The organism is Fundidesulfovibrio sp. (assembly GCF_058402725.1).
Genome location: NZ_JBZVFJ010000102.1, coordinates 1 through 13,888, shown reverse-complemented (window position 1 = coordinate 13,888; position 13,888 = coordinate 1). Strand labels below are relative to the sequence as shown.

The 13,888-nt window shown below is 71.1% G+C and carries 13 protein-coding genes; 5 read left to right on the top strand and 8 right to left on the bottom strand.

Annotated elements, in window-relative coordinates:
• Positions 1–1,080: FAD-dependent oxidoreductase (locus tag ACV4UX_RS13230; protein ID WP_491593750.1), on the bottom strand; the 1,080-nt coding region annotated here is incomplete at its 3' end.
• Positions 1,081–1,092: 12 nt separating this feature from the next.
• Entirely contained in the window at positions 1,093–2,649 is a 1,557-nt protein-coding gene (locus ACV4UX_RS13225) for an SLC13 family permease (protein WP_491593749.1), read from the bottom strand.
• A gap of 174 nt (positions 2,650–2,823) precedes the next feature.
• Here ACV4UX_RS13225 and corA point away from each other — a divergent pair, with 174 nt between their 5' ends.
• Complete coding sequence (gene corA, locus ACV4UX_RS13220) at positions 2,824–3,909, top strand: magnesium/cobalt transporter CorA (protein ID WP_491593748.1); 1,086 nt, start codon at positions 2,824–2,826, stop codon at positions 3,907–3,909.
• 154 nt (positions 3,910–4,063) lie between these two features.
• Here corA and ACV4UX_RS13215 read toward each other — a convergent pair whose 3' ends face one another.
• On the bottom strand, positions 4,064–4,852 hold the full coding sequence (locus ACV4UX_RS13215; RefSeq protein ID WP_491593747.1) for a sirohydrochlorin cobaltochelatase: 789 nt from the start codon (positions 4,850–4,852) through the stop codon (positions 4,064–4,066).
• Between the two features lie 67 nt (positions 4,853–4,919).
• Here ACV4UX_RS13215 and ACV4UX_RS13210 point away from each other — a divergent pair, with 67 nt between their 5' ends.
• The gene (locus tag ACV4UX_RS13210) at positions 4,920–7,385 is read left to right on the top strand and encodes a heavy metal translocating P-type ATPase (RefSeq protein WP_491593746.1); all 2,466 of its coding nucleotides are present in this window, start codon (positions 4,920–4,922) and stop codon (positions 7,383–7,385) included.
• Between the two features lie 46 nt (positions 7,386–7,431).
• On the opposite strand, the gene ACV4UX_RS13205 is transcribed toward ACV4UX_RS13210, so the two are convergent.
• The 4 genes from ACV4UX_RS13205 to ACV4UX_RS13190 form a co-directional block, all read right to left on the bottom strand.
• Positions 7,432–7,794 carry a cupin domain-containing protein gene (locus ACV4UX_RS13205; protein ID WP_491593745.1) on the bottom strand — a complete coding sequence of 121 codons (363 nt, stop codon included), beginning with the start codon at positions 7,792–7,794 and terminating at the stop codon, positions 7,432–7,434.
• A 9-nt stretch (positions 7,795–7,803) separates the two neighbouring features.
• Complete coding sequence (locus ACV4UX_RS13200) at positions 7,804–8,064, bottom strand: Txe/YoeB family addiction module toxin (RefSeq protein WP_491593744.1); 261 nt, start codon at positions 8,062–8,064, stop codon at positions 7,804–7,806.
• Positions 8,061–8,315, bottom strand: a complete 255-nt coding sequence (locus ACV4UX_RS13195; RefSeq protein ID WP_491593743.1) for a type II toxin-antitoxin system Phd/YefM family antitoxin — start codon at positions 8,313–8,315, stop codon at positions 8,061–8,063. Before ACV4UX_RS13195 ends, ACV4UX_RS13200 begins: the two co-directional genes overlap by 4 nt.
• A gap of 64 nt (positions 8,316–8,379) precedes the next feature.
• Complete coding sequence (locus tag ACV4UX_RS13190; RefSeq protein WP_491593742.1) at positions 8,380–10,779, bottom strand: tetratricopeptide repeat protein; 2,400 nt, start codon at positions 10,777–10,779, stop codon at positions 8,380–8,382.
• Between the two features lie 105 nt (positions 10,780–10,884).
• Between ACV4UX_RS13190 and ACV4UX_RS13185 the strand changes: the two genes are divergently transcribed.
• The 3 genes from ACV4UX_RS13185 to ACV4UX_RS13175 are packed head-to-tail and all read left to right on the top strand — an operon-like array spanning position 10,885 to position 12,846.
• Positions 10,885–11,511, top strand: coding sequence for an MBL fold metallo-hydrolase (locus ACV4UX_RS13185; RefSeq protein ID WP_491593741.1), 627 nt, complete (start codon positions 10,885–10,887; stop codon positions 11,509–11,511).
• Positions 11,512–11,518: 7 nt separating this feature from the next.
• Positions 11,519–12,127 (top strand): flavodoxin family protein, encoded by a 609-nt coding sequence (locus ACV4UX_RS13180; RefSeq protein ID WP_491593740.1) that lies wholly within the window; start codon positions 11,519–11,521, stop codon positions 12,125–12,127.
• Positions 12,124–12,846 (top strand): ComF family protein, encoded by a 723-nt coding sequence (locus ACV4UX_RS13175; RefSeq protein WP_491593739.1) that lies wholly within the window; start codon positions 12,124–12,126, stop codon positions 12,844–12,846. Before ACV4UX_RS13180 ends, ACV4UX_RS13175 begins: the two co-directional genes overlap by 4 nt.
• A 448-nt stretch (positions 12,847–13,294) precedes the next feature.
• On the opposite strand, the gene ACV4UX_RS13170 is transcribed toward ACV4UX_RS13175, so the two are convergent.
• Positions 13,295–13,555 (bottom strand): hypothetical protein, encoded by a 261-nt coding sequence (locus ACV4UX_RS13170; protein WP_491593738.1) that lies wholly within the window; start codon positions 13,553–13,555, stop codon positions 13,295–13,297.
• Positions 13,556–13,888: the final 333 nt, after the last annotated feature.

Genomic DNA, 13,888 nt, shown 5'->3' with positions numbered 1-13,888 from the left:
GGAGCCGTAGATTTCGATGGGCTCCTTGGTGGGGTCCTGCCCCTTGCTGGCCAGGAAGAGGACGAAGCTGGGGCGTTCGTTCAGGTAGTCGGTCATCATCTGGTTGGCGAGTTCTGGGTCCATGTCGCGGGTGTCGCAGTAGGTGGGGCCGCGTCCGGCGAGCCATTCCTCCATGGGGGCGTTGGCGCGGATGTAGCGGGGGGCCTTGTCCGCGCCCAGGTGCGCGTAGCGTTCGCGCATGATGCGCTCGCCCTTGGCGTTGATGATGGGGGCCTTGTAGCCCACGGAGATGGTGTCCACGGGGCCGCAGAAGTCCTTGGTGCGGGTGGCCACCCAGCGCTGCTCCATGGAGGTCATCTCCGCGCCCTGGCGGATGCCCACGGCGTAGCCGGTACCCACGCAGTAGGGGCACATCCAGATCTGGTGGTGGGAGTCGGTGGCGTCGGCGGTGTAGGACTTGTAGAGCCCGGCCGCGCCGCCGGTGGCGTTGATGGTGGCCTTGGCGTTGAAGACGTAGAACTTGCCGTCGCGCACGCCGAAGCCCAGCGCGCCCGCGCAGCGGCCCTGGTGCATGATCAGCTGGGTGCAGGCCACGCGGTTGTACACCTGCGCCCCGGCCTCGATGGCCTTTTCGGCCATGATGGGCTTGAGCTGCTCGCCGTGGATGGAAATGTCCCAGGCGCCCCGATAGCGGATGTTTCCTTGCTCGTCGCGCAGGATGGGCAGACCCCAGCGTTCGAGGTCGTCCACGGCCTCGTTGAGTTCGCGGGCGTTGGAGAGGGCCAGGTCCTCGCGCAGGGGGCCGCCGCCCACCTGGGAGCGGCACCAGCGCACGAGGTCCTCGGGGGTCTTGCCCTCGGGGATGTAGGTGTTGATGGCGTCCATGCCCGCCGAGCACGCGCCGGAACGCATGATCTGGGCCTTTTCCATGATGACCACCCTGAGGGAGGGGTCGATCTTGGCGGCCTCCACGGCGGAGAAGCAACCGGCGTTGCCGCCGCCGATGATGAGGATGTCGCAGTCGACGCGCACGGTCTCCACGGCGTCGAGGTTCACGGGGTTTGGGGCCATGCGGGGCATGGGGGACCTCCTTTAGAAGGGCCAGGGGGCGTTGGGGTTCCAGACGGGCAGGCCCCAGAGGGCGTACCAGGGGGCCATGACCAGGATGCCGAAGACCACCGCCAGCAGGGAGCACACCCAGCCCGCTCGGGCGTAGTCGGCGGTGGAGAAGGTGTTGGTGCCGTAGGCGATGACTGCGGCGGTGATCTGCGTGGGCAAGAGGAAGGCGAAGGTGTCCACGTTGCAGATGAGCAGGGTGAAGGCGACGGGGTGCAGGCCCACCTTGGGGGCCATGGCGAACATGATGGGCGCGAGCATGGCCACGGCGGCCACGTTGGAGAGCATGCCCAGGCGCAGCACCTGGGTGCCCAGCATCATGACCAGGAGGGTCTGCCACCAGTTCATGCCCGCCACCAGGGTGTGGATGTGGTCGGCCATCCAGGCGGCCAGGCCGGACTTGGCCATGGCGTCGGTCATGGTGATGGCCCCGCCCAGCAGGAGGAAGGTGCCCCAGATGGTGCGGTCCTGCACGGCCTTCCACTTGAAGGGGAACAGCCCCGGGATGAAGAGGATCATGATGCCCACCAGGCCCACGATGCCCAACTGGTAGGTGTGGAGAACCACGGGCGAGCCCTTGCCGGTCATGAAAAGCACGCCCACCAGGGCGAAGACGGCCAGCATGGCCTTCTCCGGGCCGGACATGGGCCCCAGTTCCCGGTGCTGGCGGCTGATTTCCTGGTGGCCGCCGGGGATGGAGACGCCCGCTGTCTTGAAGTGGACGCGCACCCACCACTGGATGAGGGCGAACAGGATGAGATAGGGCGCGTGGAGCACCATCCAGTTGAAGTAGCCGAGATTGCGCAGGCCGCTCTTCTCGAAGAGGCCGGTCATGATCAGGTTGGGCATGTGCCCGGTGAGGATGAACAGGCCCGAGATCATGGAGGCGTAGACCATGGCCTGGATGACGATGGCCTTCTTGGCCTCGCGTTCGGCGTGGGAGTCGCCCAGCAGGGCGGTGACGCCCTGGACGACGGGCATCACGGTGGCGGCGCGGGCGTTGGCCGCCGGGATCAGGAAGGCCAGCACGACGTTCACCCAGAACATGCCCCAGATGATGCGCCCCACGCTGGAGGCCTTGAGCTTGTCCAGGATGGCCAGGGCGATGCGCTTGTCCATGCGCAGGAGCTGGATGATGGCCCCGGCGAAGAAGGCGAAGAGGCACAGCCAGACCTCGTGGGTGGTGAAGCCGGAGAAGGCCTGGCCCATGGGCGGGTTGCCGTTGTTCCAGGGGATGGCCTTGGTGAGGATGAGCAGCGTGGGGATGGAGATGCCCGCGATGCCCACGGGCATGGCCTCCGTGACCCACATGACGCACGCCCACACGAGCACGGCCAGCACGCTCATGCCCTCGGGCTTGAGCCCCTCTGGCAGCGGGAGCACCTTGAGGATGAGGAAGAAGAGCGCCCAGGCCGCCGCGTAGCCGATCCACGTGGCTTTGGGGCTCTGGCCGCAGAGGGTCAAGTTCTCGGAGACGTAGGTTCCGAGCCCCCCCCTGCATGCGTTGACTGGTTGGGCCGTCGCGTTGGCCATGGTCCACCTCCTGGAATGCGCCGCGCGGTGCGCCGCTGGATGGTGGGCGTGTAGACCGGCGCGGGCAAGGCGACTATCGCGGGGGCGATAGAAGGGAAATCCGGCGGGAAAAACGTGCGGGGGCTTGTGGTTCCGGCGGGTTGTCCCCTAGAGGACGTTGCCAGGAGAAACGCCATGCTCGAATACCTGCGCCGTCGCAGCCGCACCGTGGGCCGCGCGCCCGGCTCGCCCCTCTACGTGGGCGAGGAGCGCCACACGCCCGTGACCGTGGAGATGATCACCTACGATTCCGAGGGCGCTCGCGTGGACCGCCCGGAACGCCTCCAGGAGTGCGCCTGCTTCGACGAGGGGCCGCAGGTGCGCTGGGTGAACGTGGACGGCCTGCACGACATGGAGGTGGTGAACCGCGCGGCCGAGGTGTTCCGGCTCCACCCGCTGGTGGTGGAGGACATCGTGCACACGGGGCAGCGCCCCAAGATGGAGGAACTGGGGGACGGCACGGTCTTCGTGGTGCTCAAGATGCTCACCTGGGACGAGAAGGAGCGCGCCGTGAAGGACGAGCAGGTGAGCTTCATCCTGGGCAGGCACTACCTGCTCACGTTCCAGGAGCGCCCGGGAGGCGACGCCTTCGACGAGGTGCGCCGCCGCCTGCTCTCCAAGAAGGGGCGCATCCTCAACTACGGCGCGGACTACCTGATGTACGCCCTCCTGGACGCCGTGGTGGACCAGTACTTCCTGGTGCTGGAGCGCATGGGCGAGGACATCGAGGAGATCGAGGAGCAGCTCCTGCGCTCGGCCCTGCCCCGGCATCTGGAGCAGTTGAACGGCCTGCGCCGCCAGGCGCTCTATTTGCGCAAGTTCATCTTCCCCCTGCGCGAGGTGGTGGCCCGCCTGGAAAAGGGCGGCACGGAGCTGGTGAAGGACTCCACCGTCTTCTTCCTGCGCGACCTCTACGACCACACCATCCAGGTGATGGACACCGTGGAGACCTTTCGCGACCTGCTCTCGAGCATGGTGGAGCTCTATCTTTCCAAGATCGGCCTGCGCACCAACGAGATCATGAAGGTGCTGGCCATGTTCTCCACGCTCTTCATCCCGCTCACGTTCCTGGCCGGGCTCTACGGCATGAACTTCGAGTACATGCCCGAGCTCAAGTGGCGCTACGGCTACTTCGGGGTGCTGGGGGTGATGGGCGTGGTGGCGGTGGGGATGCTCTTCTACTTCCGGCGCAAGGGCTGGATCGGGGGCGGCAAGGGCTGAGCAGCCTGAACAATCCGCGCCGGCGGCAGGAATCGGCTGTTCAACGGGACGTGAGCGGACGCTTGGGCTGCTCGCCAGACTGAGCGTGCGGCCGCGACCTGTCCGGAGCGGCCGCCCCACTGCGCACGGAGACGTCCGTCCGGCCCGGGTCTGCTCAGGCCAGGAGCCGGGCCAGGCGTCCGGCCCAGAGGGCGCGGAAGGCCTCGCGCTCCACCAGGCCGCGCAGGTCCGCCGGGCAACCGATGCCGTGGGCGGCCAGCACGGAGCGCCAGGAGCCCTGCTGCTCCCCGGCCAGGTCCTTGTGGGCGTGGCGTCCGGCCACGGTGAGCAGGGGCATGAGCGTGGCCCGGCCGACGCCGCGCGCGGCCAGTTCCGCCGCCATGGCCCGGATGTGCAGGGGGTCGGCGGGGTCGGCGGCCTCCAGCACGCCCAGGCGGGCCAACGGGGCCAGGGCCTGGAGCTCCCGGGCCAGCTCGCGGTAGAGTTGTTGGGCCTCCCCGGCAGCGCCGTGGCCCATGAGCACGGCGGCCTCGCCCGGCGGCAGGGCCTTCAATTCCCCGGCCAGGGCGCGGGCCACTTCGGGGGCGTCCTCCGGGCGGGCCAGCAGCGGCCCCGAGAGCCGCGCCGGAACGCCCTGGCCCCGCGCGAAGGCCTCCACGGCCAGACGCGTGCGCTCGAACTCGTCACCCGCCACCACGTGCAGGGAGAGCACGGCCAGCTCCACCGGCGCGCCCAGGCGTTCGAGCCCCTCCAGCACGCGGGGCAGCTCCCGCTCCTGTGCCCCGGCCGAGGCAGGATGGTTGCCGGAACGCCGGAAAGCGGTATAGGCAAGGTGGATTGGCCTGTCCGGCGCGAGCGCCCGGACGTGGTCCGCGAAGCCGTCCAGGGCGGCGCGGGCCAGCGGGTGCGAGGAGCCGTGGGCGGCCACCACGAGGACTTTCAAGGGCGCGTGCATGGGAGGGGTAGCCCTAGCAGACTTCCCCCCAGGAGCCAATGCCCGGGAGCGGCGTATGGAAGAGCGTCAGATGGCGGTGCGGGGCATGCATTGCGCGGCCTGTTCGGCGCGCATCGAGAAGGTGGTCGGGGGCATGCCCGGCGTGGCGGAGGCCTCGGTGAACCTGGCCGGGGAGACCCTGCGGCTGCGCTTCGACCCGGCCGTGGTCACCCCGGAGGGCGTGGCGGAGCGCGTGAAGGCCCTGGGCTTCGAGCTGGTGCTGCCCAGGCCCGCCGAGTCGTCGCGGCTGCTGATCGGCGGCATGCACTGCGCCTCGTGCTCCTCGCGCATCGAGAAGGTGGTGGGGTCCATGGAGGGCGTGCGGGCCGTGCGGGTGAACCTGGCCTCCGGCACGGTCGAGCTGGAGCTGGAGCCCGGCGGGCCGGGCCTGGACGCGGTGATCCGGCGCATCGAGGGCCTGGGCTTCACGGCCTCGGAGGTGCTGGACGAGGACGAATCGCTTTTCGAGGAGCAGCAGCGCGAGGCCGCCCTGCGCCTGGAGGAGCAGCGCCGCGCCCTGGGACCGCAGCTTGCGCTGGGCGCGCTGGCGCTGGTGGTGGCCATGGGCCCCATGGTGGGGTTGCCGCTGCCCGCCTTCCTCTCCCCGGACGCCTCGCCGGGCGCGTACGCCCTGGCGCAGCTGGCGCTCACGGCCCCGCTGGTCTGGCTGGGGCGGCGCTTCTACACGGCGGGGATTCCGGCGCTCCTGCGCGGCGGCCCCACCATGGATTCGCTCATCGCCCTGGGCACGGGCGCGGCCCTGGCGGCCTCGCTGTGGAGCACGGGGGCGATCCTCTTCGGACACGACAGCGCGCACAAGGCTCACGAACTCTATTACGAGTCCGCCGCGGTGATCCTGGCGCTCGTCTCCCTGGGCAAGTATTTCGAGGCGCGCTCCAAGGCGCGCACCACCGAGGCCGTGAAGGCGCTTCTGAGCCTTGCGCCCGAGCAGGCCACGCGCCTGACGGACGGCGGCCAGGAGCGCGTGGACGTGCGCGCCGTGCGCCCGGGCGACCTCCTGCTGGTGCGGCCCGGCGAGCGCGTGCCCGTGGACGGCGTGGTGGTGGAGGGATCGGGCGAGGTGGACGAATCCATGCTCACGGGCGAGAGCGAGCCCGTGGCCAAGAACCCGGGCGACCAGCTGGCCTCCGGCACGCTCAACTCCCTTGGGGCGCTGACCCTGCGCGCCGAGCGCGTGGGGCGAGACACCGTGCTCGCGCGCATCGTGCGTCTTGTGCGCGAGGCCCAGGGCTCCAAGGCCCCGCTGGCCAGCCTGGCCGACCGCGTGAGCCTGCACTTCGTCCCGGCCGTGATGGCCCTGGCGGCCTTTTCCGCCGTGGCCTGGCTGGTGGCGGGAGAGGGGGCAGGGTTCGCGCTGCGCATCTTCGTCTCGGTGATGGTCATCGCCTGCCCGTGCGCCACGGGGCTGGCCACGCCCACGTCCATCATGGTGGGCACGGGGCGCGGGGCCAGGCTCGGGGTGCTGGTGAAGAGCGGGCGCGCCCTGGAGGCCGCCGCAGGCGTGAACGCCGTGGTTCTGGACAAGACGGGCACCCTCACCCTGGGCAAGCCCGCGCTCACCGACGTGGAGCCCGCCCCCGGCGTGGCGCGCGACCGCCTGCTGGCCGTGGCCGCGGCGGTGGAGACCAGCTCGGCCCATCCGCTGGGCGAAGCGGTGGTCCACGCGGCCCTGGCGCGGGGGATCGCTTTGCCGCTGGCGGCGTCCGGCCGAGCCGTGCCTGGCAAGGGCGCGGCGGCCATGGTGGCCGGGAAGCCGTGCCTTGTGGGGCGCGCCGGGTGGCTGGCCGAGGAGGGGGTGGAGCTTCCCCCCGGTCTCCTGGAGTTGGGAGAGGTGTTCTCCTCCGAGGGCAAGACGCCCCTCTACGCGGCCGAATCCGGCCGGGCGCTGGGGGTGCTGGCGGTGGCCGACGCCATGCGCCCCGAGGCCACGGAGGTGGTGCGCCGCCTCAAGGCCATGGGCGTGCGGGTGGTGATGCTCACGGGCGACACGCCGCGCACGGCCCACGCCGTGGCGGGCGAGGCGGGCGTGGACGAGGTGTTCGCGGGCGTGGGGCCGGAGGGCAAGGCGGCCAAGGTGAACGAGCTCAAGGCCCAGGGCCTCACGGTGGCCATGGTGGGCGACGGCATCAACGACGCCCCGGCCCTGGCGGCGGCGGACGTGGGGCTGGCCATGGGCTCGGGCATCGGGGTGGCCATCGAGACCGGGGACGTGGTGCTCCTGCGGGCGGACCTGCGCGGGGTGGTCACGGCCCTGGCGCTGGCGCGGGCCACGGTGCGCAACATCCGCCAGAACCTGTTCTGGGCCTTCGCCTACAACGTGCTGGGCATCCCGGTGGCTGCGGGCGTGCTGCACGCCTTCGGCGGCCCCACGCTCTCGCCCATGATCGCCGGTGCGGCCATGGCGGCCAGTTCGGTGTCGGTGGTCACCAACGCCCTGCGGCTGCGCTTCTTCAGGGGCTGATGCACGCCGGACGCTTCCGCCCCGATCCCGGCCTGGCGCTCCCTCGCTAGAGCCAGACGGGCGCGTCCTGGGTGCGGGCGTCGCCCGTGGCGTCTCCGGTGTTCACGGTGGCTGCGGGCTCCACCAGGAGGATGCGCACCTCCTCGGGGGCGTAGGGGCAGTGCTCCACGCCGCGCGGGATGGCCAGGGCCTGGCCGGGCTCAAGCCACACGTCGCCGTCGCGGAACCTGATGCAGAGCCTGCCGGAGAGCACCAGGAACATCTCGTCCTCGGCCTCGTGGGCGTGCCAGACGAACTCGCCCTGGATGCGCGCAAGCTTCACGAACGTGTCGTTGATCTTCGCGGCCACGCGTGGCGACCAGAGGGCGTCGATGGACGAGGCGGCGGCGAGGAGGTCGATGGGCTTCACGGTGCTCCCTCAGTAATGGTATCTGCAGGCGAGGACGACGAGGGTGTCTTCCGCGACGCGGTACACGAGGCGGTGTTCCGCGTCGATGCGCCTGGACCACGAACCGCCCAGGTCGAAGCGCAGGGGCTCGGGCTTGCCGATCCCTTCAAAGGGGGAACGGCAGACGGCCCGGATGAGTTCGTTGACCTTGCGCAGCATCGCCTTGTTGGTTCGTTGCCAGAAGAGGTAGTCTTCCCACGCGCCGGGCGTCCAGGCGATCAGGCGGATCATTCGTCCAGAAGCGCATGGGTTTCGCGGACGCCCCGGTCGGCGTCGTCGATGCTCCGGCGCAGCCGGGCCGCGTTGGCGGGGCTGCGCAGCAGATAGGCCGTTTCCTCGATGGCGTTCCAATCTTCCTGGCTGACCAGGACCACGTTGCGCCCCTTGCGGCGTGTGATCACCACGGGGTCGTGGTCGTCGCAGACCCGGTCCATGGTTTGCGCGAGATTCTCGCGGGCGCTGGTGTAGGTGATGGCGTCCATGGGGTGCTCCTCGCGGGGATTCTGTACGACATCCTGTACATGTCGTCAACGGGGCTTTCGCGCCTCAGCCCGCCCGTCCCAAAGCCTGCCGGGCCTCCTCGGTCTTGCCCTGGGCCTCCAGGGCGCGCGCCAGGTCCTTCCAGAACTGGGCCTGGTCCGGGCGCAGGGCCGCGCTCTGGCGGGCCAGGGCCTCCGCGATGGCCGGGTCCTCCCCGGCGTCCAGGTAGATGCGCGCCAGGAGGTTGAGGGAGAAGGCGTCCTTGGGGTCCAGCAGGAGGGCCTGCTGCAGGTGCTCGCGGGCCTCGTCCGCGCGGCCCTGGGCCTGGGCCAGGCGGGCCAGGTGGCGCGTCACCAGCCGGGGGCCGCCCGGCAGGGCCAGGGCCTTCTGGTAGTAGCCGCGCGCGTTGGCGGGCTTGCCCGCGTCCTCAGCCATGCGGCCCAGGCGCAGGAGGCTGTACACGTCCTGCGGGTTGAGCTTCAGGCAGCGCTGGAAGGCCTTGCGCGCCGTCTTCTCCTCGCCCAGGCGCTGGCAGGCGTGGCCCAGGTTGTACAGGGCCATCTGGTTGCGCGGCTCCAGGGCCAGCACGCGCTCGAACTCCGCCTTGGCCTGGGCCATGCGCCCGAGCCTGCCCAGGCAGATGCCCAGCGAGTTGCGCGCCAGCACGTTGCCCTCGTCGGCCAGGAGCGCCAGACGGTACTCCTCCACCGCGCCGTAGAGGTCGCCCAGGGTGAACAGGCGGTCGGCGCTGATGGTCAGGGAGATGGAATCGAAGAGCGCCAGCCTCGGTCCGTCCTGGATCAGCTGGGCGTGGTCCAGGGCCTTGCGGCAGTTCTCCAGCACGTCGGCCTTGCCGTAGCTCAGGAAGGGGTGTCCGGCCAGCCCCACGGAAAGCGCCAGGCCCAGGCGCTCCCGGGCCAGCTCCGCCAGGGCCTGGAAGCGCTCCAGGAGCGCGGCCGGGGCCTGGCCGGGCACATAGAGGATCAGGCTTCCCGTGGAGAAGCGCCCGCCCAGCAGTTCCTGCCCGAAGTGGTCGCGGCACAGGGCCGCCAGCTCCTGGATGCTGGCCTCGGCGCGCGAACCGCCGGACGCGCCCCGGTCCTGGCCGGGTTCGGGCAGGCGCACCAGGGCCAGGGTGAAGGCCTGTTCGCCTTCCCGGGCCTGGGTGAAGCGGCGGATGAAGTCGCGGTGGCCCAGCAGGCCGCTGGCCATGTCGCGGCGGGGGGGCTCGGAGGGGTCGTCCTGGCCGGGGAAGGAGTCCTCGGGGTCCTGGGCCAGGAGCAGGCGGTCGCCGGGCTCCAGGGTCCAGGAGGCGTCGGTGAGGTGCAACACCTCGGCGTAGGACACGTCCTCCTGGGCCTCCATGAGGATGATCTCGCCCTTGACCATGGCCGGATAGCGCCCCAGCACGCGGTGGCCGCCGTCGCGGGCCAGCTGGCGCGCGCCCTCGAAGCGCGGCGACCACACCAGGAAGCGCATGCCCTCCTTGGCGTCGGCGGCGCGGCCCAGGCTCACGGCCAGGCGTCCCAGGGGGAGGCGCTCCAGGATCTGGCCGCCTTCGCGCAGGAGCTTGCCGAAGCTCATCACCTGGTCGCGGCCCAGGTCCTTGGCGGCGGAGAGGGTCTTGCGGGCCTTCTGCACCAGCACGCGGGCGGCCTCTCCGGCGGGGGCGGCCAGCTGTCCGCCGTGCAGGTCGCGCGGGTAGAGGGCGAAGCCCGCGCTCAGGGTCAGGCGGATGCGCTCGCCGGTGACGGGGTAGTCGAACACCTCCTCGGCGGCGGCCGCGCGCACGGTCTCGGCCAGGTCCAGGCAGCGGGCGGCCGAAGCCCCGGGCAGGAGCACGGCGAAGAGGTCTTCCTCCAGGCGGGCCAGCGCCGCGCCCTCGGGGGCCTTGGCGGCCAGGAGCGCGCCCAGTCGGGCCAGGGTCGTTTCGCCGTAGAGGTGGCCGTAGTTCTGGTTCACCCAGGAGAAGTAGTCCACGTCGAAGAGCACCAGGCCGAAGCCTCCCCGCGCCTCGGCCGGGGCCTCCTGCCAGCTGGCCTGGCCGGGCAGGATGCTGGCCTGCACCAGCCCGATCTCGCGCTCCAGGGCGTCCAGCAGGCACCGGCGGTTGCCCAGGCCCGTGACGGAGTCGGTGTCCAGGGCCTTGGCCAGGGCCAGGTTCTCCAGGCAGAGCCGGGCGGCCTGGGCCAGGAGCGGCAGGGTCCTGGCCTGGAGCCCGCGCACGCCCTTGGCCATGAACACGCCCAGGGGCGTCCCTCCCTGGGAGAGCGGCAGGAGGAGCTTCTGCTCGCCCTTGAGCCAGGCGGGTTCGGGGTCCTGCCCCGCGCCGGGGGGCGGGAAGTAGAGGCTGGAGGATTTGAACGCCACGAAGTCGCGCAGGGCGTCGCGCAGGGCGTGCTCGGAGGCGACGAGGTCGTGACGGGTGAGGCTGGCGCGGCGGGGTGCTGGGTGGCTTGGCGTCATGGCCGGACTCTAGCCCGGCGGCAGGGCCTCGGCAAGGGGCGCGCTTGCCCGGCGGGGCCGCATGGGCTATGCGCCGGTGGAACGTCATACCGCCTGGAGGAGCGCATGCAGGTCGAGACCTATTCCCTTGGCCCCCTGGAAACCAACAGCTACCTTGCCGTGGAGGGGGCCTCGGCCGTTGCCGTGGACGTGGGGGGCGACCCCGCGCCCATGCTGAGCCACCTGGCGCGCAGCGGGGCGACGCTTACGCACATCCTGCTCACACACCTGCACTTCGACCACGCCTACGGGGTGAAGGCCCTGGCCGAGGCCACCGGGGCCACGGTCTTCGCCGGGGCGGCGGACCGGGCGCTGCTGGATTCCGAACTGGGCCAGGGCGGCTTCATGGGCCTGCCGAGGCTCTCACTCTACTCCTTCCAGGACCTGGCCGAAGGCGAGATGGAGCTCCTGGGCCAGCCTTGCCATGTGCTGGCCACCCCCGGGCACTCCCTGGGCAGCCTGACCTACCACTTCCCCAAGGCCGGGATCGCCTTCACCGGCGACGTGCTCTTCTACCGCTCCATCGGACGCACGGATTTCCCCGGCGGCAACCTGGACACGCTTCTGCAGTCGGTACGCGCGAAGCTCTTCACCCTGCCCGGGGAGACGGTGCTCTATCCCGGGCACGGCCCCGAGACCAGCGTGACCCAGGAAAAGCTGCACAACCCCTACTTCAGCGACTTCGCCCGCTGACGCCCCCATGGACCCCGCGCCCGGCCGCCCCCTGATCCTGGCGTGCAGCCCCCGTCCGGGCGGCAACACCGACCTGGCCGCGCGGCTCCTGGCCCATGGGCTGGCCGACGCGGGGGCCGAGCCCGAAACCCTCGCCCTGCGCGACGTGGACCTGCAGCCCTGCGTCGGCTGCCAGGCCTGCTCCCGTTCGCCCGGACACCGCTGCGTGCTGGAGCGCAAGGACCGGACCGAGGAGGTCTTCGCGCGCATCCTGGTCGCGCCATTGGTGCTGGTGGCCTCGCCCATCTATTTCTACCACCTGCCCGGGCGCTTCAAGGGCTTCATCGACCGCGCCCAGCGCTTCTACGCCCTGCGCGAGGCGCACGACCCGGCCCTGGTCGCGCTGCCCCCCGGGCGCGCCCTGGCCTGCCTCGTGGCCGGGCGCACGCGGGGCGAGCGGCTCTTCGAGGGGGCGCTGCTCACGCTCAAGTACTTCTTCCTGCCGTTGGGCAAGACCCTCGGCGAGCCGCTGTGCCTCAAGGGGCTGGACGGCCCGGGCGACCTGGATGCGGACGGCGCGGCGCGCGAGCTTGTGCGCGCCTTCGCGGCCCGGGCCTGGGAGGCGTCCGGGACGTGATCCTCCGGCTGCGTGAGGCCCTGCGCGCCCTGGCCGGGACGCGCTGCCAGGTGTGCGGGGCCGTGACCGGCGGCCCCTGGCTGTGCGGGGAGTGCGCCGGGGAGTTGCGCCCGCGTCTGGGGGGCTTCTGCACCGGCTGCGCGGCGCTCACGGAGATGGACGCCCAGACCCCGGGGCTGTGCGGGAAGTGCCGGACGCGCCCGCGTCCGTGGAGCGCAGCGGGCTTTTACGGGGCTTACCGGGGCGTGCTGCGCGATCTGGTGCTGGGGCTCAAGTTCGGAGGGCGTCTGGCCGGGCTGCATCTGGCCGGGGAGCTTCTGCTGCACGCCCACGCTTTGCACTCCGCGCGCCCGGGCGGGCTGGACCCGGCCCCCGAGGTGGTGGCCGCCGTGCCGGTGCACCGCTGGCGTCTGGCGCGGCGCGGCTACAACCAGAGCCTGGAGCTGGCCCGGCGCGTGGCCGCGGGCCTGGGCGCTCCGCTGGACCCGGAGGCCCTGCGCAAGACACGCGCCACCCGTCCCCAGAGCAAGCTCAAGGCCCGGCAGCGCCTGGAGAACCTGGCCGGAGCCTTCGAGGCCAGGCCCGAGTCCGTCCGGGGGCGGCGCGTGCTCCTGGTGGACGACGTGATGACCACTGGCGCAACCCTGGAGGCCTGCTGCCGCGCGCTGGCCTCGGCCGGGGCCGCCCGGGCGGACGTGCTGGTGCTGGCCAGGGACTGACGCCCCGGCTTGCAGCGGGCCGCCCTGTCGCAGACCGGCCCGCACGAGTCCCCCCGCACGGCCCGGGACCGTCCGACCCGGCCCCTCTCTCCCCATCCTGGCCCCGCGCCCCCCTGCCGGGGCCATCCTGTGCTCACACGGGCGATCCCGCCCGCGCGGCGCATCCCTTCCATCCGGCAGGCCCGGGATCGTCGAGCAACCCCCTCCCCGTCACGCCTCCGGGAGGCGGTCCGGAGCGGTCCGCTCGACGGCGCCGCTGTGCGTCCTTCCAATCCGGTCAAACGGCATCTCAAGGCCGCCAGGCAGCGACACGGAGCGAATCCTTGAAAAACACTTCATGCTTTTCAAATCACGACACCGGCCACGGGCGCAGGAAGCATCCCCCGCCTGCGCATCGTGCGGCGTTGCCGCGCATGGGGTCGCCGCGCTCAGCGCGTGAAGGAGGCCGCTACCACTGGCGCAGGCTGTCGTCGGAGCCGACCTGGTTCCAGAGGTCGTACTCCGGTCCGTCGAAGAGGCCGTCGCGGTTGGCGTCGTAGCGGTTGAACTGGTCGTCGGCCTTGTCCTGGGCAGAGCTTTTGAAAAGGTTCTTGAACTCCTGGAGGGAGATCTTGCCGTCCTTGTTGGCGTCGGCGGCGTCAAAGGAAGGCTTTTTCGCGGGGGCGCAGGCCACGAGGGCCAGCAGGCAGAGGATGGCGAGGGCGCGCATGGAAGCTCCTGGATGTCTGGGGTGTACGCGGCCCCGACGGGCCGCCGCTGTCCGATAGTGGCATCGACGGCGCGTTTGATCAACCCGCGCGGGCCGGGAAAGCGAGGGGAAACCGGAGAAAGGAATTTTCAACTTTTTACCCACATAGCGCCATGTGGGCTGAGATATAAATCGACCTGCATAGAGTTCGGGTGACCCTGGGCACTGATATAGCCCGGCCGCTCCGCTGGTCAAAAGCATGGAGGCAACCTGGCGCTTCCTTGCGCTGGACGGAGGAGGTGACCTGCTCGGCCCTTTTCGGACCAGCTGAAACTTGAGAAGGTGTCTCCCGAC